This window comes from Serratia proteamaculans (assembly GCF_949794035.1).
Classification (GTDB): Bacteria; Pseudomonadota; Gammaproteobacteria; order Enterobacterales; family Enterobacteriaceae; genus Serratia; species Serratia proteamaculans.
In genome coordinates, this window is the sequence record NZ_OX461105.1 from 2,102,391 (window position 1) to 2,119,393 (window position 17,003).

The window sequence follows — 17,003 nt, forward strand, 5'->3', positions numbered from 1 at the left end:
GCCGCTTGGCAAGCCGGGGGGAATCGTGTCACTCTTGCCTTAATCAAGGTAAGCGGATGATTTAGCAATGATGACACCCCCTAAGGCAGAAAAACGTCCTTATCCCATCACGATCCATGGCGACACGCGTGTAGATGACTATTATTGGCTGCGCGACGACGAGCGCGCAGACCCCCAGGTGCTGGACTATCTGCAGGCGGAAAACGCCTTTACCGATGCAGCATTGAAGCCGCAGCAGGCATTGCGCGAAGCCCTGTACGAAGAGATGGTAGCGCGCATTCCTCAGCAGGAGCATTCGGTGCCTTATGTCCGGCACGGCTACCGCTATCAGACGCGCTTCGAACCGGGTAATGAATACGCGATTTACGTCCGTCAGCCCCAGGCCGAGAGCGAGCATTGGGATACTCTGATCGACGGCAATCAGCGTGCCGAGCAGCGTGAGTTTTATACTCTGGGCGGGCTGGAAGTCAGCCCAGACAACCAAAAGCTGGCGGTTGCGGAAGATTTCCTTTCCCGCCGCCAATACGACATTCGCTTCAAAAACCTCAGCGACGATAGTTGGGCCGATGAAGTGCTGGAAAACACCTCCGGCAGCTTTGAATGGGCCAACGACTCGGCTACCGTGTATTACGTACGCAAACACGCCAAAACACTGTTGCCTTATCAGGTCTACCGCCACGTGGTGGGTACCGATCCGCAGCTCGATGAGCTGATCTACGAAGAGCAGGACGACACCTTCTACGTCGGGCTGGAAAAGACTACCTCCGATCGTTTTATTCTGATCCACCTGAGCAGCACCACTACCTCGGAAATCCTGCTGCTGGACGCCGATCGCGCCGACAGCACGCCGCAGATGTTTGTGCCGCGCCGTAAGGATCATGAGTACGGTATCGATCACTATCACCAGCATTTCTATATCCGTTCCAACAAGGACGGCAAGAACTTCGGCCTGTATCAAAGCGAGCAGGCGGATGAAGCGCAGTGGCAGACGCTGATTGCCCCGCGCATCGAAGTGATGCTGGAGGGCTTTAGCCTGTTCCTCGATTGGCTGGTGGTGGAAGAGCGCAGCGAAGGCCTGACCCAACTGCGACAGATCCACTGGCAGAGTGGCGAAGTGAAGCGCATTGCCTTCGACGATCCGACCTACACCACCTGGCTGGCGTACAACCCGGAGCCGGAAACCGAGCTGCTGCGCTATGGCTACTCATCGATGACTACGCCGACCACGCTGTATGAGCTAAATCTCGACAGCGACGAACGCGTGATGCTCAAGCAGCAGGAAGTGAAAAACTTCACCCCGGAAAATTACCGCAGCGAGCGGGTATGGGTGAAGGCGCGTGATGGTGTTGAGGTCCCGGTTTCGCTGGTCTACCGCCACGATAGCTTCGCGCGCGGCACTAACCCGCTGATGGTGTACGGCTACGGCTCTTACGGCAGCAGCATGGATCCAGCCTTCAGCGCCAGCCGCTTAAGCCTGTTGGATCGCGGTTTTGTGTTTGTGCTGGCACACATTCGCGGCGGCGGTGAGCTGGGCCAACTGTGGTACGAAGACGGCAAACTGTTTAAAAAGCAAAATACCTTCAACGATTTCATCGATGTGACCGAAGCGTTAATCGCCCAGGGCTACGGTGATGCCAAACGAGTGTTCGCCATGGGCGGCAGCGCCGGTGGCTTGCTGATGGGGGCTGTGATTAATCAGGCGCCTGAGTTGTTCAACGGCATTGTGGCGCAGGTGCCGTTTGTCGACGTGGTCACCACCATGCTCGACGAGTCTATTCCGCTGACCACCGGGGAATACGACGAATGGGGCAACCCGAACCAGCAGGCCTATTACGACCACATTTTGCAATACAGCCCGTACGATCAGGTCAAGGCGCAGGATTATCCGCATATGCTGGTCACCACCGGCCTGCATGACTCTCAGGTGCAGTATTGGGAACCCGCCAAGTGGGTGGCCAAGCTGCGTGAGCTGAAGACCGACGATCGCCAACTGCTGCTGTATACCGATATGGATTCCGGCCACGGCGGCAAGTCCGGGCGTTTCAAAGCCTATGAGGACATCGCGCTGGAGTACGCCTTTATTCTGGCGCTGGCGGAGTAACCTTCAGGCGGGCGGCTGGCGCTGCCCGCTTTTTTCAACCGATCAAATAGTATTTCAGCGTGTGCTTCATGTCCGGGCTGAGATCCTCGATGGATTTCAGCATCCAGCGTAAATAGCCAGGGTCTTCCTGCGCGACGCGATCAATTTCCTGCCCACGATACTTGCCGAACTTAAACTTCTTCAGCAGCACCGGCTGGTCGGTGATTTGCGCCATCTGTTCCGGCGTCCAGCCTGAATCCTTGATGATGCGTTGTAACAGCGCAGCGGTCACGTAGCAGTCATATAACGCCCGGTGCGGATACAGCGTGGTGTCCTGTGGCAGTTGCACATCGAGATTCAGCGCATAGCGCAGGTATTGGTTGCCGTATTTGATGTCCGGGTACAGGTTACGCGCCAGTTTCATGGTGCATATCCAGGCACCGCGCATTTCCGGCAGCACACCGCGATCGAAAGCCGCATTGTGCGCAACATAATAGGGACTGCCCTGATAGCGGCCGATCGCCACCGCGATGCGCGGTTTCCCTTCAACCATCTGCTCGGTGATGTGGTGAATGGCCATGGCCTCAATGCCAATGGGGCGGTCGGGGCTGACCAGGTCGCTCATCGGGTTGGTGATTTGTCCGTCGATCAGATCAACAGAAGCCACTTCTACCACGCCGCCTTCCAGTCCGCAGGTTTCAGTGTCTATTACGCGTAAATTCATGGTTTCCTCAGAGTGGCTGCACAGGTTTAGCTTAACCGGCAGCCGTGCTCCTGCCAACCGTTGAAAGGGACCAAGGTATTGCAGGCAACAAAAAACCCGCCTTGGCGGGTTTAATTACGGTTAGAAGTTCGCTTACTCGCCGGTCGACTGGCCTTTCTTCGCGCGTTTGCCTGCACGTTTTTCTGCAGGGGTTTTCAACGGCTTCTTCTTCGCATTTTTTTTGCTATCCATTCCCTTACTCATGATGGCCTCTCAGTTACCTATGGTTGGGTGGGTTGCTCAGCCATTAACCCCCTTACGCCTGTTGGATGCAAGCATGAAAGCCGGTGGTTTTGTTAATTGATTGTTTATAGGCAGAATTTTGTTTTCGTATGAATGGCTGCTTAAATATTATGATATGTTATAATATAACAATTGAATGATAACCGGAGAGCACAATGAAGGTTGTGACCTTATTAAACCAACAGCAGCTCCTGGCCATGCCGGAGTCTGAATACATGAACCCGGCTCAGCAGGCGTTTTTCCGCCAGCGCTTGCTTGATGAGCAACAGAAACTGTTGCAGCACATTGAGGCGCTGAAACGGGATATCGACGGCGGCGAAGTGTCCGGTGATGAAGCGGACAAAGCGGCCCGCGAAGAGGACCTGCGATTGCTGTTCCGTCAGTTGGATCGTGAAAGCCGGTTGCTGCCGAAAATCAGCGCGGCCTTGACCCGATTATATAACGGCGAATACGGCTATTGCCGGGAAAGCGGGGAACCTATCGGCCTGGCGCGTCTGTTGCTGCGGCCGACGGCGGAGCTAAGCATTGAAGCGAAAACTGCCCAGGAAATGCGCGAACCGCATCTGCGTAAACGGGGCTAAGATCACGGCTGGCCACCCATAACCAGCCGGCATTTTGCTGGCTGGTCGTATTCATTTTAAGCAAACGCACCCTAACTTGTTGGGGAGTGTAGGAGTTTTCAGGATTTACCGTTGACCAAATGGGCCGCTTCGGCTTTGATGAGGGTATGACCCACAGAGAGACGGAAGCGCCATGGAACAATTACGAGGTTTGTACCCGCCGTTAGCAGCATATGACAGCGGTTGGCTGGACACTGGAGATGGCCACCGGATCTACTGGGAGCTGAGCGGCAACCCGAACGGTAAGCCGGCGGTCTTCATTCACGGCGGGCCAGGCGGCGGTATTTCCCCTTATCACCGCCAACTGTTCGATCCGCAGCGCTATAAGGTGTTGCTGTTTGATCAGCGCGGCTGTGGTCGCTCCAAACCGCACGCCAGCCTGGACAACAATACCACCTGGCATCTGGTACAGGATATTGAACGGCTACGCGAAATGGCCGGTGTCGACCAATGGCTGGTGTTTGGTGGTTCCTGGGGCTCGACGTTAGCGTTGGCCTATGCGCAAACCCATCCGCAGCACGTCAGCGAAATGGTGCTGCGTGGCATCTTCACACTGCGTAAGCAGGAGTTGCATTGGTACTATCAGGACGGCGCTTCACGCTTCTTCCCGGAGAAATGGGAGCGCGTATTGTCGATTCTGTCAGAAGAAGAGCGAAAGGACGTGATTGCGTCTTATCGCCAGCGCCTGACCTCAACGGATCTGCAGGTGCAGCTTGAAGCGGCAAAGCTGTGGAGCGTGTGGGAAGGGGAGACGGTGACCTTGCTGCCAAGCAGCGAGTCGGCTTCTTTTGGTGAGGATGACTTTGCGCTAGCTTTCGCCCGCATTGAAAACCACTACTTCACCCATCTGGGCTTCCTGGACAGCGATGACCAGTTACTGCGCAATGTCCCATTGATCCGCCATATTCCTGCGGTGATTATCCATGGCCGTTACGATATGGCTTGCCAGGTGCAAAACGCCTGGGATCTGGCGAAGGCCTGGCCGGAGGCAGAGCTGCATATTGTCGAGGGAGCAGGGCACTCCTTTGACGAACCGGGGATCCTGCATCAGTTGATGCTGGCCACCGACAGGTTTGCTGCCAAATGACACTGAGCCCGCCATGACGGCGGGTTTTTTTTATTTGGACTTCGGCTCGTACGGCAGACGCGAATACTTGTGCGATTCGGCACGGTAATGCGCCACGCGTTCGCGGAAATAATCACGCAGGTGCGCCGGTTGTTCGCGCTCAACCATTTCTGGGATCACCGGCATGTTGTAGCGTTCTTTAAACGCCACGCCGGAAGCCGCGAGATCAACGTTCACTTTGTCCATCTCTTCTTTGGAAAGCTCTGCCAGATTGTAACCCACCGTATTCTCCTTACTGTTACCGCATTGGATCAGCGCAGAAGGTAATGCACCCGGCGGCACTTGGCAAGCCTGAAGCGCAAAGGGGGCGGTGCATCAGTAATAACCCACTGTGGGTGAGGTTATTTATTACTCCAATAGCAATGCAATTTATTTATTATTTTAAATAAGAATGATTCGCCTTTTGATTAAATATACAGATGTAAATGGTTATCATAATAATTTAAATGAATAATTAATGTTTTTATAACTCATTGATTTTTAATTTATTTAAAATTAAATCGATAATGATGTGAATCAAGTGTGTTTATTTTGTTTTCACCAAGGCATAATGCGGAAAATTAAATTGATACCTGCAAAATAAAAGGAATAATTATGCTGACGCCAGAAATGACCAAAAAGCTGAATGAGCAACTGAACCTGGAGTTTTACTCCGCCAACCTGTATCTGCAAATGAGCGCGTGGTGCAGCGATAAAGGCTTTGAAGGTGCAGCTTCATTTCTTAAAGAGCATTCTCAGGAAGAGATGCAACACATGCAACGCCTGTTCGAATACCTGAGCGATACCGGTTCTCTGCCACTGTTGGGCAGCATCGCTGCACCACCGGTTGAGTTTGCCTCCCTGGCAGACGTGTTCCAGCAGACTTACGAACATGAACAACTGATTACCCGTCAGATCAACGAATTGGCACACGCGGCAATGACTGCCCACGATTACTCTACCTTCAACTTCCTGCAGTGGTATGTTGCCGAGCAGCACGAAGAAGAGAAGCTGTTCAAATCCGTGCTGGATAAACTGGCACTGGTGGGGACCAGCGGCAATGCACTGTTCTTCATTGATAAAGATCTGAAGAAAATGGGTGCGGCCGGCGAAAGCGCTAACGGCCAGGTTTAATCGCTTTTGTTAAAACCGCGTGTCGGCTTTGCCCGGTGCGCGGTTTTTTTATGCCCTGAGTTTATCGCGGTTATGCAGCGATATGTGCTACTGGATCGCAAAATGCCAGCGTTCTGCTCGACTTGCATAATGACACTCGTTATCATTTGACCCGATACGCTACAGGGATGGTAGAGAGTTAAAACAGTGGGTTACTCGCTAATCACTTCTTCTGTTTACCCGTGGCGCAATCATCTGCGGTGGGGTGGGCTGCTGATACATCGCCAAGGCGGTTAGCCTTACCCCTTATCACCCTCGATTATTGCTTTAAGGGATATCACTGTGATCGGTAAAATTCGTTCTTCTTATCGCCTGCTTTCCACTATTTTCGTGCTGTTTGTCGGTTTGTCTTCACAGCAGGCGCTGGCGCATGCTCATTTGAAAGTTGAAACGCCGGCGGCAGATGCCAGCGTGAGTCCGGCACCGAAAGTGCTGACGCTCAACTTCTCAGAAGGTATCGAGCCTAACTTTAGCGGCATTAAAATCACTGGCCCGGACAACGCCGAAGTGAAAACCGGCAAGTTGCAGCTTGATGCGAACAACAACACTCAGGTCAATCTGCCTATCGAAGGCGATCTGGCGGCCGGCAAATATAACGTCAGCTGGCATGTGGTTTCGGTCGACGGTCATAAAACCAAAGGCCAGTACAGCTTCACCGTAAACTAACCCATGAGTCTGGCGACCCTGTTTGTCCTGTGTCGCTTTGTGCACTTTGCGGCGGTGATGCTGATGTTTGGCTCCAGCCTGTTCACCGCCTTATTGTCGCCGCAGCGCCTTTCCCCGTATCTCACCCGTGACGTGCGTCCTTTGCTGGTCTCCTGTACCTGGCTTGCCGGGCTTTCTGCCGTGGCGTTGCTGGCTATTCAGGCCGGACAGATGGGTGACGGCTGGGCCGACACCTGGCAGTTGGACGTGTGGTGGGCGGTGCTGGGCACCACCTTTGGCGAAGTCTGGCGTTGGCACCTGGGCATTTCATTACTGGCACTGCTGAGCCTGTGGCTGGCAGAACCTCGCCGCACGCAGCTTTTGGCGCTGCTTTCCACACTGTTGCTGGTCAGCATGGCATTTATCGGCCATGCGGCAATGCATGAAGGGGCGCTGGGCGCACTGCACCGTGTTAACCATGCGTTGCACCTATTGGCAGCCGGTTACTGGTTTGGCAGTCTGCTGCCGTTGCTGGTTTGCCTGCGCTACCTGGCTCAACCACAGAGCCGCAGCGATGCAGTGACTACATTGATACGCTTCTCGCGTTGGGGCCACCTGGCGGTAGTGCTGGTGGTGTTGACCGGCGTGATTAACAGTTTGATTATTCTGGGCAGTTGGCCGCTGGATGTGGATTCTCCTTACCAGCGCCTGCTGTTGTTCAAAACCGCGCTGGTGGCGCTGATGGTGATGGTCGCATTGGCTAATCGTTACGCCATCGTCCCGGCGATGAGCAGTATGCCGCAACTGGCACAGCGAGGATTGGTGCTGGCCTGCTGGATTGAAGTGGGGCTGGGCGCGGGCGTGCTGCTGTTGGTCAGTTTATTTGCAACCTATGCGCCGGTGTAACATTGCGGCTTGCCGGATGCCCCCAAACTGCGAGAAAATTGGATCAAATAGCAACCTTAAGGCCATAACATGAAATCGGTATTACTCGGCATGACGCTGCTGGCGACCGCGACCGGTGCGCTGGCGGCAGATCAACTGGTCAACATCACCAAGCTGGAATACGGCAAGCAGTGGGCATTCACTAAAGAAGAGGTGACGCTGCAGTGCCGCAGTGGCGGCGCGCTGTTCGTACTCAACAACAGCACACTGATGCAATACCCACTCAATGCTGCCGCAGACGCGCAGGTGAAAGCAGGGCAGCAACGCGCCCTGCCGCTGGACGTGATCCTGCTGGATGACGCCGCCAATCCTGGCCATAAAATGAGTGTTGAGCCGTACCGTGAACGTGCCGAGAAGCTGTGCGCCAACTAATCACTTATCCGACAATGGTTTAGTTTGGGGTTAACCGGTGAAGAAAAATCATGCGGAATTAATTTCTTCATGAAACTATCACTGGCCGTGTGGCTGGCTGGCAAAAATAGCGCGGTAAGCTACTCTTAAAGTGCACGGCTGAACAAGCCTTGCACAAAATGCCAACTTTTAGCGCACGGCTCTCTCCCAAGAGCCATTTCCCTAGACCGAATATAGGAATCGTATTCGGTCTTTTTTTTGTTTTTTATTTTTAAGAGAAAAAACTAATTTTCCGCGAAAATTCACGCTATTCTTCAACGACGATAAAGCAATGTCCTTGCATCTTAATCACTTGTGTCAGAGTGTTTCCTGCGTGAACTTCTTCTCATATTTTTGTCGTATAACCGTGACCACTGCTTCATATTTAAGTCACATTACCCATGAGTTTTTAACGAGATGCGCGACCATAGGATGGACGTGGTAGATGCTCATGGGTGTTAAAGGTTTGTTTTTATATCTGAAGCAATAATCTTATGAACTCTTCCTTTATTTGGGAGTAATATGCTTTCTAAATTATCAATAGCCTCCTGTTTATTATCAAGGGTCCCATGCTCAAATTTATTAATCATACTAATAACATCGCTGGTGTTTTTTGCTATATGGCTACATTGAACAGCAATTCGTCCCAATTCATTAAATTTTGCATGGCTGTCATTTTCAATGAAAATAACAGGTTTATGGAAAAGAGGATATTCAACGAGGAATGATATTCCATCAGTCACCAAAATATCTGACCATTTGAACGAATCTATATAGTCATGGTCATAATCAATGCTTGTATTTTCTAATTCTCCCCAGCGAATAACGAAATCTTCAACCTTATTTTTCATCTCATCTGACTTTGCTTTCATAAAATCAAACAGGGCAGGGTGCGGCCTCAGTCTAATATTAATTTTTTTGTTTTCTTCTGCAAATTTTAAAAAATCCAGATAATTGACATCGAAAGTTCCAAAAGATAGCCAGCCTTCATCAATACTATGGTGTGGGGCCCATAGAATATTTACTCCTTCGTGTATTGTTACATCTCCAGCAGACTCAATCATTTTTGTATGGATGTAGTCTAATTTTGGATGTCCAAAATATCTGGCATTAATCCCTCGCAAGAGCGAATTTCGGCATATTTCATTATATGCGTATTCTGTGTCGCAATAAATTCTCCAGCAATTATTGTGCAGAGATTGATTCGACTGGAAGTCAAAGTCAGTTCCTGAAGACATACTCTCCACTATGTTTATAGCGTAGTAAGGGACATAGCATATTTTTGCAAAGTTGATTTTTTCAGCGCTAAAACCATCAGGAATATCATTATCCCATGGTGATTGTCGGAAAATTATGTCAGGTGACAAGGTTGTCAGTATTGTGGCTATCTGATTATCATCACTTGTAGTTATCCTCATGTGATGAATTCCTATTCTTGCTAGTGAATTGCTTGTTTCATCCTCGCCCATATACCCATCAACCCCAGGAAACGATCGTGGGATACTGGCGATTATTACTTGAAGATCTGCGTCAGCAGATAACTCATGATATAAGTTTGCAACAGAGTGCCAAGTATTCATGTTATGGATCAAGAATAAAATAGTAGGTGTCTTTTTGTTGTAAGTCTGTTTTTTAGATATTATGTTTAAAGTTCTTGTCGTTGTTGTTATATAATTCTTGATATTTATTTCTGCTTTGTTTATTTTTTCATTTAATTCTAATTTAATGATTTCTATTTCTTCTTGTAATTTTACGGGAGTGTCGCTCTTCGTTTCTGTATTATCTAGGATGGCCAAGGCTTTCTTGTTGACGTCTAACATGGCCTCTAATAAATACGCGGTTAACTCTTGGTTTTTTTTGTTTTCATCGCACAGTTCAACCTGTAGTTTATGAATTGATTTATCTAAGTTTATAATATTACTTTTGCTCTCATTAACGTCGTTATTGAGCATTTCAATTTTTTTTAAAAAAGGCGCTAGTAAATAATTGATTATTATTTTCATTCTATTTCCTTTGCACAATTACAATATTTCATACCACTCTACAGAGAGCAATATAACATAAAATAAAATAGATGCAAAAGTATGAATGCTAAGAAAAAGTAATTATAAACAAGAGTTTTCTTGTGTGGCTATTAATATCCTCAGAAAGGAATGTTGTTGGTTTCAGCGTTCTCTTGGCGTTTTGTAATTTTACGTAAAAATCACAAGCCACGAGTATTATTCTGACTACTAATTGCACTGTATCATAGGAGGTTGGCTCGAGGGGGTACGGATCAATATTAGCAGCAATATGAGAAAGAGCGTCCAAGATTGAGGCGCTCAATATCGTAATTACTCAAAATAATCAGCGGCTTGCCGGGCCGGCCTGGAAAGAGTAAGTGGCAAACAGCGCGGTTACTGCCTGTTGGATCTGGGCCTGGCTGGCCGCTTTACCATCCGAACTCAGCGTGTTGCTGGCGGTTCCACGCCAGACCAGCTGCTTCTTCTTGCTGTCTACCAGGTCTACCGTCAGGGTGCCTTCGGTATAGCTCCAAACGGTTTGATTATAGCCCCCCCAGCCAGCATAACCTCTGCGGCCGACCGGCACCGGAGCGTCGTTCACCTGCACCTTGTTTTGTTTCATCGCGGTGCTGTACACCAGAAGGTCAGGGGTTGCGCTGACTTTATACCCGCGTTGTTCCATCTGTTGTTTAATCGCCGATTGAATGTACTTGCCCGTCAGCGTCTGATATTGCCCGGCAGTTTCTGTGGCAAAACCGTAGGTATGGTATTGGGTGAAGTTGGCGCTGTGGTCATAATCGCTGGTCACCTGCGGCTGGCTGGCGCAGCCCGACAATAAAGCCATCGAACCCGCGATAAAAAGGCAAGGAAGTAAACGCATAGAAAACCCCTTTAGGATTATTGGTTTCATAAAGTTAGACCCAGAAGTTGTGGTTAGCAAATGGTGAATTAACACCGAGTTTGCTTTGGCTTAAGGGAAAAATTAGCAATCAAATTATTGCTTGAGGTTTCAGTTAATATGCTGGTCTCCCGGCCTCCAGGTGATAATGCTGGCGGGTCACGGTGAGAGTAAAATTCCGCTACATGGAGTGTTCACCATGACCCACCAGCATTAGTCGGCGTTGAGTGTAAGGTAATGCCTGCCGTTATTTTTGTCTTAATGAGCCACCGGAACAAAGAAAAGCGGGTCTGATTTTGTGCTTTACTGTCACGATATCTTCCGCAGGCCGGTCCATTTCCCCCAAATTCGGAACACGCCGCTGGCCCCGATGGCCGTAGCTTTGTTACTATCAGCGCACCCAAAGACTCAATGGTGCATTACATTGAAAATCAAAGCGTTGTTATTTGTTGCCTTAGCCGGTTTGGCCGGCTGCAGCCAGGAGGGAGCGATCGTGAGCCAACCCGTGAGTAAAGACGGCGACCATACGGAAGTGTTGCTGGTGAACAGTGCGCTGGTGGATTGTATGGGCGTCGCCCCAATGAAATGCATGCAGGTACGTCACTCCGTGCAGGGGCAGTGGGAATTGTTTTACAGCCAAATTGAAGGCTTTAACTTCGAACCGGGCTACCGTTACCGCCTGAAGGTCAAGGTAACCGAGTTGGAAAACGTACCGGCCGACGCCTCTTCACTGCGCTATACGCTGGTTGAACAGTTGGAAAAGAAAAAAGTCTGATTGGTTTTTGTCGGGCCGGGTGCACAGTAGCCTGGCCTTGAAACCCACTCAAAGATCCTCGCGTTTATCCCCATACCCCTGCCGCGGCAGCAAGATTTCACCGGTGTAACTGGTCTGTTCACTGCACTTGTTGCGATTCTGCAATGCACCCAGCTTAAGTATATTGAGAAAATCAGGTATATTGTCCTTCGGTTTTTAGCTACCAAGAAAAAATTACTATGATTATCAAACCTAAAATTCGTGGTTTTATCTGCACTACCGCTCACCCGGCAGGCTGTGAAGCCAATGTCCGTGAGCAAATTGCCTACGTTAAATCACGTGGCGAACTGAAAAACGGCCCGAAAAAAGTGCTGGTGATCGGTGCTTCCACCGGTTATGGCCTGGCATCACGCGTCAATGCTGCATTCGGCAGCGGTGCGGCCACCATCGGCGTATTTTTTGAAAAGCCGGGCAGCGAAGCCAAAACTGGTTCTGCCGGCTGGTACAACTCTGCTGGTTTTGACAAGGCAGCTAAAGAAGAAGGCCTGTACGCGAAAAGCGTTAACGGCGATGCATTCTCTAATGAATGCCGCCAAACGGTTATCGACCTGATCAAACAGGACCTGGGCCAGATCGACATGGTGGTTTACTCACTGGCTTCGCCGGTACGTAAAATGCCGGAAACCGGTGAAGTGGTGCGCTCTGCGCTGAAACCTATCGGCGAACCGTACAAATCCGTGGCACTCGATACCAATAAAGACGTGCTGGTTGAAGCCGTGGTTGAGCCGGCCAACGAGCAAGAAATTGCCGACACTGTCAAAGTGATGGGCGGCCAGGACTGGCAGCTGTGGATGGATGCACTGGAAGAAGCCGGCGTGCTGGCAGATAACGTGCAGGCAGTGGCTTACTCCTATATCGGTACCGATCTGACCTGGCCAATCTACTGGCACGGTACGTTGGGCAAAGCAAAAGAAGATCTGGATCGTGCGGCGCTGGCCATCGATCAGAAACTGAAAGCCAAAGGCGGCGCGGCTTACGTTGCCGTGCTGAAGTCGGTGGTGACTCAGGCTTCTTCTGCTATCCCGGTAATGCCGTTGTATATCTCTATCGTCTTCAAAATCATGAAGGCGCAGGGGATCCACGAAGGCTGCATCGAGCAAATCCAGCGTCTGTTCGCCACCAAGCTGTACAGTGGTACCGCACCGGATACCGATGAGAAGCACCGCCTGCGTCTGGACGACTGGGAACTGCGCGACGACGTACAGAACACCTGCCGTGAAATCTGGGCACAGATCGACGACAGCAACATCAATGAACTGACCGATTACCAGGGCTATAAGGCCGAGTTCCTGCGCCTGTTCGGTTTTGGTCTGCAAGGTGTTGATTACGAAGCCGACCTCAGCGGCGAAGTTAAGTTTGATGTGGTTGAGTTAGTCTAAACCCATCGAGTATTGAGAGAAGGTCGGGAGCTATCCCGGCCTTTTTTAGTTCTGCATCCTGTTTATCTTAAGTTAAATTATCCCCCCCTTACTGAAATATAATGCAGCCTGTCTCGACGTTATCCACGACTGAATACGAGTTAATAAACTAAAAAAAGTATTTTTTTATTTACTGCCACTCATGATTAAGTCTATTTTAAAAGCGAATATACAACGGCGAAACAATAGGCTAATCAAGGGTGTTAGATCGTTAACTGACTAAATATATTATCCCCACCCATTATTAGCCTCAGTATTTTCTATTTAATTTGCGTTTGGTTTTTATCAATTAATCTGTCCGCTATTTGAGCGCCATTGATTAATCATCAAGGAAACTCTCGTTAATATAATGAGAGTGAGCCGCCGTATGGGCTTTAATGGAGTTTATGCTTTTGAAATTGTCTTCTGTAATGACGACAGCGCTAACTTTGCTGGCATCTTCCTGTTGCTGTGCGTTTGTCGACAAGCATCCAACTCCTGCCCCCGTGGGGGAGGAGAACCCCGCCGTTGATTATCGGCAGCGGTTAAATGGCGTGTTGCAACATCTCTGGTATGTAGAGCAAATACGCTCGGAACAGGCGCAGCTCGCCGCTTTACGCGCTCAGCGCAAAGCACTGGAGTCCGCTATTCGCCAGCGGCAATGCGAGGTGGCCACAGCGTCATCGTCTGTCGATCAACGGGTAGCGGGTACGCCATTGGATCCTCGGGTTAACTGAATTTTGGGAGTATATCGATGAAAAGGATCTTTCTCGCCTGCGTGGCGCAGTGCTATTGCTTCAGCGCTCTGGCATCGGTGGATTTTCAGTACCACGCAGAACCTCCACTGGATAATAAAGTCGCTGACAGCTATCAGCAAAAACGCAGTGGGCTAAAACATAAGATATGGAGCGCAGAAGCTTTGGCGCAGGCCAATGATGAGGCAATAGCGCAGGAACAACAGCGTGCCGCCGCCGACCTGGCAAACCGAAAACGCCATAACACCCAGTATGGTGAATACCGCTGCGGGAAAAACAAGCAACAGCATGGCAAGCCTTGTTACCCTTCGGGTGGGGCGATGGATTTCCCCACTTTTAAGCACCGTCACTAAATACCTTGCAGTAAAACCGGCATCTGCGCCAACAGCGCGTCGATTGCCGCCCGGGTCTTGGCCGGCAGATAGCGGGTGTGCGGCCAAACCGCATGGATCTCACTGGGTATCAGTTTAATGTGACCGAGTATCGGTACCAGTGCACCGTTGCGCAGATAGTGCGTTAACAGTCAATTAGGCAGCCAAACCAGGCCTGCACCGGCAACGGCGGCATCTGCCAGCGAATGCAGATCATCGACCCGCAGGCGGATATCGATGTTCAGATCACCGAAGTCGGGATCCGCCAGCAACTGACGCCACCCGATATCTTCGCCGGAACGGTGGTAAGCCACGCCACTGTGGCCATCAAGCGCTGCGATGTCTTCCGGGGTGCCGCGTGCGGCCAGGTAAGCCGGTGCGGCGCAAAGTGCAAGATATTGCTCTCCTAACCGGCGAGCGATAAGGCTCGCACTGTCTGCCAGCGGGCCAATACGTACCGCCAAATCGAAACCATCCTCAACCAAATCCGCGACCCGATCGTTAAGCCTGATGTCGATCCTCAGTTCAGGGTAGCTGTCGAGCAATCTCATCAGGATCGGCGTGATGCAGTGGCGGCCCAGCAGTTTTGGTGCGCTGACGCGTAAACACCCCTGCGGCTCCCGTCGTCCACTGTCGAGTTCGGCATCGGCGGCATCCAGTTCGCTTAATGCGCGCAGACAGCGGTCGTAGTAAGTCTGGCCCTCAAGCGTCAGGTTCAGACCACGGGGATTACGATGAAATAACAATACCCCGAGACGTTGCTCCAGCCGGGCAATGCTTTTACCCACAGCCGAGCGGGTGAGATGCAGGCGTTCAGCGGCCAGGGCAAAATTGCCTGCCTCAACCACCCGCACAAAGGTGGTAATGCCGGTGAGGCGATCGTTGATAGTCAAAATGGGTTCCTGTCAGGCTACACAGCCGGTCATTTAAGGCGCTCGTCAGCTTTTTTTAATCCTATTAGCATAGTGGATATCGGGCGCAGGGAATTATCCCGCGTTCAAGAGCCGTGGGAGAGAACATGAGCAGCGTATCTTTTATTACCACTGGGGATGGTTGCAAGATCGCCTACCGGTTTGATGGCAACACCGATAAGCCGGTATTGGTTTTATCCAATTCGATCGGCACCGCGTTGGCGATGTGGGATGAGCAAATCACGGCGTTATCATCGCACTTTACCGTCTTGCGTTATGACAGTCGGGGGCACGGGGCCTCGGATGCCCCTTCGGGAGCCTATTCGATCGCGCGGTTAGGGCGCGATGTGCTTGAGTTGCTGGATGTGTTGCAACTCGGCAGGGTGTTCTTTTGCGGCTTGTCATTAGGGGGCATGGTCGGGCAGTGGCTTGGCGTACACGCCCCTGAGAGGATAGAAAAGTTGATCCTGGCCAATACCTCTTCTTATTTGGGGCCGACGGAACAATGGGACAAGAGGATTGCCGAACTGCAACCACCGGTTGATATTCAGGCCGTTGCCGAGGGGTTTCTTGCTAACTGGTTTTCAGCGGATTACCGGCAACAGCACCCGGCGACGGTGGCCAGGTTCCGCGCAATGCTCCTGGCCACGCCGGCGCAAGGGCTGGCCGGATGTTTTGCCGCCGTGCGTGATTTGGATATGCGTCGAACCGTGGCATTGATTACCTCGCCCACGCTAGTCATCGCCGGGCGTGACGATACGGTGACGGCGTTGTCACATGGTGAGCTGCTGGCCCGCACCCTGCCAGGAGCAGAGCTACAGGTGTTGCCGGTGGTGCATCTGTCTAATGTGGAACGCCCGGATGATTTCGTGACCGCGTTACGTACTTTTCTGTTGGGAAATTGAGTCTAAAAAACCCATTGCCGGGGGCGATAGGTTTGTTGCTATTTAACCGCCCCTTTCTGCAACAGCGGCGGTACGTTCAGCGCCAGGAAATCCACCAGTGCGCGTACCGAAGGCAGCATGCCGCGACGGGTCGGGAAGACCGCGTGCATAATCAGCGGAGCGCAAGCCCATTGTGGCAATACGCGCACCAACTCACCCTGCATCAGCGCCTGATGACAGGTGATATCCGGCAACAGCGCGATACCCAGGTGCTGAGAAAGCGCATTGCGGACGATCCCCCATTCGCTGCACATCAGCCGCGGGCGCACGCGCACCGCCCGTTTTTCCCCCTCGGGGCCTTCCAGATCCCAGGTTTGTTGTTCGCCAACGTCGACCAGGGTCAACAAATCATGGCTGCTCAATTGCTGCGGATCGGTTAAAGGGGGATGTTGCGCCAGATACTGCGGCGAAGCGACCAGGATACGCACGCTTTGGCCCAATTCACGGGCTATCATACCTTCACTCATGTCTTTACGCTGGCGCAGACGCAGTGCCACATCAATCTTGTCGGTCACCGGGTCAAACCGGTTATCGTTCGCCAGCAGTTGCACCTGAATACCGGGATTTGCCGCCATAAAGGCCGGCAGGCAGGGTGAAAGCAGCACATCGGCGGCCACCTTGGGGCAGCTGACGCGCACCAGCCCGGAGGGTTCAGCCCGGCTTTGGTCGATCAGTTCCTGGGCAATCTCGGCCTCGTTGATCGCTATCTGTGCATGACGCAACAGCAGTGAGCCGGTCTCCGTCAGCTTGACCCGACGGGTGGTGCGCTGGAACAGCAACACCCCAAGACGATTTTCCAACGCCAGCACGCGGGCGCTCAGTTTGGATTTTGGGATATCCAGCGCCCGGCTGGCGGCGGAAAAGCCACCGTACTGGGCGACCTGGGCAAAATAGTAGAGGTCGTTCAGGTCTTTCAATATGCCTTTCTGCATCCTTATTGTCCTTA

General features: G+C 51.4%; 17 protein-coding genes and 1 pseudogene. 12 read left to right on the forward strand and 6 right to left on the reverse strand.

Annotation, left to right across the window (positions count from 1 at the left end; genetic code table 11):
* Nucleotides 1–67: 67 nt before the first annotated feature.
* Nucleotides 68–2,101, forward strand: coding sequence for a S9 family peptidase (locus tag QOT07_RS09920; protein ID WP_283603016.1), 2,034 nt, complete (start codon nt 68–70; stop codon nt 2,099–2,101).
* Nucleotides 2,102–2,135: 34 nt separating this feature from the next.
* Here QOT07_RS09920 and exoX read toward each other — a convergent pair whose 3' ends face one another.
* A complete protein-coding gene (exoX, locus tag QOT07_RS09925; RefSeq protein WP_261424394.1) occupies nt 2,136–2,804 on the reverse strand; it encodes an exodeoxyribonuclease X in 669 nt (222 codons plus the stop codon).
* Between the two features lie 437 nt (nt 2,805–3,241).
* On the opposite strand from exoX, the gene QOT07_RS09930 reads away from it, so the two are divergent.
* Nucleotides 3,242–3,667 (forward strand): TraR/DksA C4-type zinc finger protein, encoded by a 426-nt coding sequence (locus tag QOT07_RS09930; protein ID WP_099062466.1) that lies wholly within the window; start codon nt 3,242–3,244, stop codon nt 3,665–3,667.
* Between the two features lie 172 nt (nt 3,668–3,839).
* Nucleotides 3,840–4,793, forward strand: a complete 954-nt coding sequence (gene pip / locus QOT07_RS09935) for a prolyl aminopeptidase (protein WP_261284255.1) — start codon at nt 3,840–3,842, stop codon at nt 4,791–4,793.
* Between the two features lie 30 nt (nt 4,794–4,823).
* Here the strand turns inward: pip and QOT07_RS09940 are convergent, their stop codons facing one another.
* On the reverse strand, nt 4,824–5,054 hold the full coding sequence (locus QOT07_RS09940; protein ID WP_085116270.1) for a DNA polymerase III subunit theta: 231 nt from the start codon (nt 5,052–5,054) through the stop codon (nt 4,824–4,826).
* A gap of 372 nt (nt 5,055–5,426) precedes the next feature.
* On the opposite strand from QOT07_RS09940, the gene ftnA reads away from it, so the two are divergent.
* The 4 genes from ftnA (at nt 5,427) to QOT07_RS09960 (ending at nt 7,946) form a co-directional block, all read left to right on the forward strand.
* The gene (gene ftnA, locus QOT07_RS09945; RefSeq protein ID WP_099062464.1) at nt 5,427–5,945 is read left to right on the forward strand and encodes a non-heme ferritin; all 519 of its coding nucleotides are present in this window, start codon (nt 5,427–5,429) and stop codon (nt 5,943–5,945) included.
* Nucleotides 5,946–6,266: 321 nt separating this feature from the next.
* Nucleotides 6,267–6,650, forward strand: a complete 384-nt coding sequence (gene yobA / locus QOT07_RS09950; protein WP_012006367.1) for a CopC domain-containing protein YobA — start codon at nt 6,267–6,269, stop codon at nt 6,648–6,650.
* Nucleotides 6,651–6,653: 3 nt separating this feature from the next.
* Nucleotides 6,654–7,535: a copper homeostasis membrane protein CopD gene (copD, locus tag QOT07_RS09955; protein ID WP_283603018.1), complete on the forward strand. Its 882-nt coding sequence runs from the start codon at nt 6,654–6,656 to the stop codon at nt 7,533–7,535.
* A 69-nt stretch (nt 7,536–7,604) separates the two neighbouring features.
* Nucleotides 7,605–7,946: a YebY family protein gene (locus tag QOT07_RS09960; RefSeq protein WP_283603019.1), complete on the forward strand. Its 342-nt coding sequence runs from the start codon at nt 7,605–7,607 to the stop codon at nt 7,944–7,946.
* A 476-nt stretch (nt 7,947–8,422) separates the two neighbouring features.
* Here QOT07_RS09960 and QOT07_RS09965 read toward each other — a convergent pair whose 3' ends face one another.
* The gene (locus QOT07_RS09965; RefSeq protein WP_283603020.1) at nt 8,423–9,967 is read right to left on the reverse strand and encodes a CDP-glycerol glycerophosphotransferase family protein; all 1,545 of its coding nucleotides are present in this window, start codon (nt 9,965–9,967) and stop codon (nt 8,423–8,425) included.
* 343 nt (nt 9,968–10,310) lie between these two features.
* Entirely contained in the window at nt 10,311–10,847 is a 537-nt protein-coding gene (locus QOT07_RS09970) for a DUF4136 domain-containing protein (protein ID WP_283603021.1), read from the reverse strand.
* A 442-nt stretch (nt 10,848–11,289) separates the two neighbouring features.
* On the opposite strand from QOT07_RS09970, the gene QOT07_RS09975 reads away from it, so the two are divergent.
* The 4 genes from QOT07_RS09975 (at nt 11,290) to QOT07_RS09990 (ending at nt 14,184) form a co-directional block, all read left to right on the forward strand.
* Nucleotides 11,290–11,640 (forward strand): DUF4377 domain-containing protein, encoded by a 351-nt coding sequence (locus tag QOT07_RS09975; protein WP_099062394.1) that lies wholly within the window; start codon nt 11,290–11,292, stop codon nt 11,638–11,640.
* A 218-nt stretch (nt 11,641–11,858) separates the two neighbouring features.
* Nucleotides 11,859–13,058 carry an enoyl-ACP reductase FabV gene (fabV, locus tag QOT07_RS09980; RefSeq protein ID WP_085116277.1) on the forward strand — a complete coding sequence of 400 codons (1,200 nt, stop codon included), beginning with the start codon at nt 11,859–11,861 and terminating at the stop codon, nt 13,056–13,058.
* Nucleotides 13,059–13,483: 425 nt separating this feature from the next.
* Complete coding sequence (locus tag QOT07_RS09985; RefSeq protein ID WP_198404401.1) at nt 13,484–13,813, forward strand: hypothetical protein; 330 nt, start codon at nt 13,484–13,486, stop codon at nt 13,811–13,813.
* 17 nt (nt 13,814–13,830) lie between these two features.
* Entirely contained in the window at nt 13,831–14,184 is a 354-nt protein-coding gene (locus QOT07_RS09990; protein WP_176979083.1) for a hypothetical protein, read from the forward strand.
* Here the strand turns inward: QOT07_RS09990 and QOT07_RS09995 are convergent.
* A pseudogene (locus QOT07_RS09995) lies at nt 14,184–15,089 on the reverse strand (LysR family transcriptional regulator); the annotation flags it as partial. The gene QOT07_RS09990 and the pseudogene QOT07_RS09995 overlap by 1 nt on opposite strands.
* Nucleotides 15,090–15,220: 131 nt before the next feature.
* On the opposite strand from QOT07_RS09995, the gene pcaD reads away from it, so the two are divergent.
* Entirely contained in the window at nt 15,221–16,018 is a 798-nt protein-coding gene (pcaD, locus tag QOT07_RS10000; protein WP_283603022.1) for a 3-oxoadipate enol-lactonase, read from the forward strand.
* 38 nt (nt 16,019–16,056) lie between these two features.
* Here pcaD and QOT07_RS10005 read toward each other — a convergent pair whose 3' ends face one another.
* On the reverse strand, nt 16,057–16,989 hold the full coding sequence (locus tag QOT07_RS10005; RefSeq protein WP_261415844.1) for a LysR family transcriptional regulator: 933 nt from the start codon (nt 16,987–16,989) through the stop codon (nt 16,057–16,059).
* Between the last annotated feature and the right edge of the window lie 14 nt (nt 16,990–17,003).

Coding starts and splice junctions, on each gene's coding strand:
- QOT07_RS09970 (WP_283603021.1), bottom strand. CDS start 10,847: ATGCGTTTACTTCCTTGCCTTTTTATCGCGGGTTCGATGGCTTTATTG.
- ftnA (WP_099062464.1), top strand. CDS start 5,427: ATGCTGACGCCAGAAATGACCAAAAAGCTGAATGAGCAACTGAACCTG.
- QOT07_RS10005 (WP_261415844.1), bottom strand. CDS start 16,989: ATGCAGAAAGGCATATTGAAAGACCTGAACGACCTCTACTATTTTGCC.
- pip (WP_261284255.1), top strand. CDS start 3,840: ATGGAACAATTACGAGGTTTGTACCCGCCGTTAGCAGCATATGACAGC.
- QOT07_RS09930 (WP_099062466.1), top strand. CDS start 3,242: ATGAAGGTTGTGACCTTATTAAACCAACAGCAGCTCCTGGCCATGCCG.
- exoX (WP_261424394.1), bottom strand. CDS start 2,804: ATGAATTTACGCGTAATAGACACTGAAACCTGCGGACTGGAAGGCGGC.
- fabV (WP_085116277.1), top strand. CDS start 11,859: ATGATTATCAAACCTAAAATTCGTGGTTTTATCTGCACTACCGCTCAC.
- QOT07_RS09965 (WP_283603020.1), bottom strand. CDS start 9,967: ATGAAAATAATAATCAATTATTTACTAGCGCCTTTTTTAAAAAAAATT.
- QOT07_RS09960 (WP_283603019.1), top strand. CDS start 7,605: ATGAAATCGGTATTACTCGGCATGACGCTGCTGGCGACCGCGACCGGT.
- pcaD (WP_283603022.1), top strand. CDS start 15,221: ATGAGCAGCGTATCTTTTATTACCACTGGGGATGGTTGCAAGATCGCC.
- QOT07_RS09920 (WP_283603016.1), top strand. CDS start 68: ATGATGACACCCCCTAAGGCAGAAAAACGTCCTTATCCCATCACGATC.
- QOT07_RS09985 (WP_198404401.1), top strand. CDS start 13,484: ATGCTTTTGAAATTGTCTTCTGTAATGACGACAGCGCTAACTTTGCTG.
- copD (WP_283603018.1), top strand. CDS start 6,654: ATGAGTCTGGCGACCCTGTTTGTCCTGTGTCGCTTTGTGCACTTTGCG.
- QOT07_RS09990 (WP_176979083.1), top strand. CDS start 13,831: ATGAAAAGGATCTTTCTCGCCTGCGTGGCGCAGTGCTATTGCTTCAGC.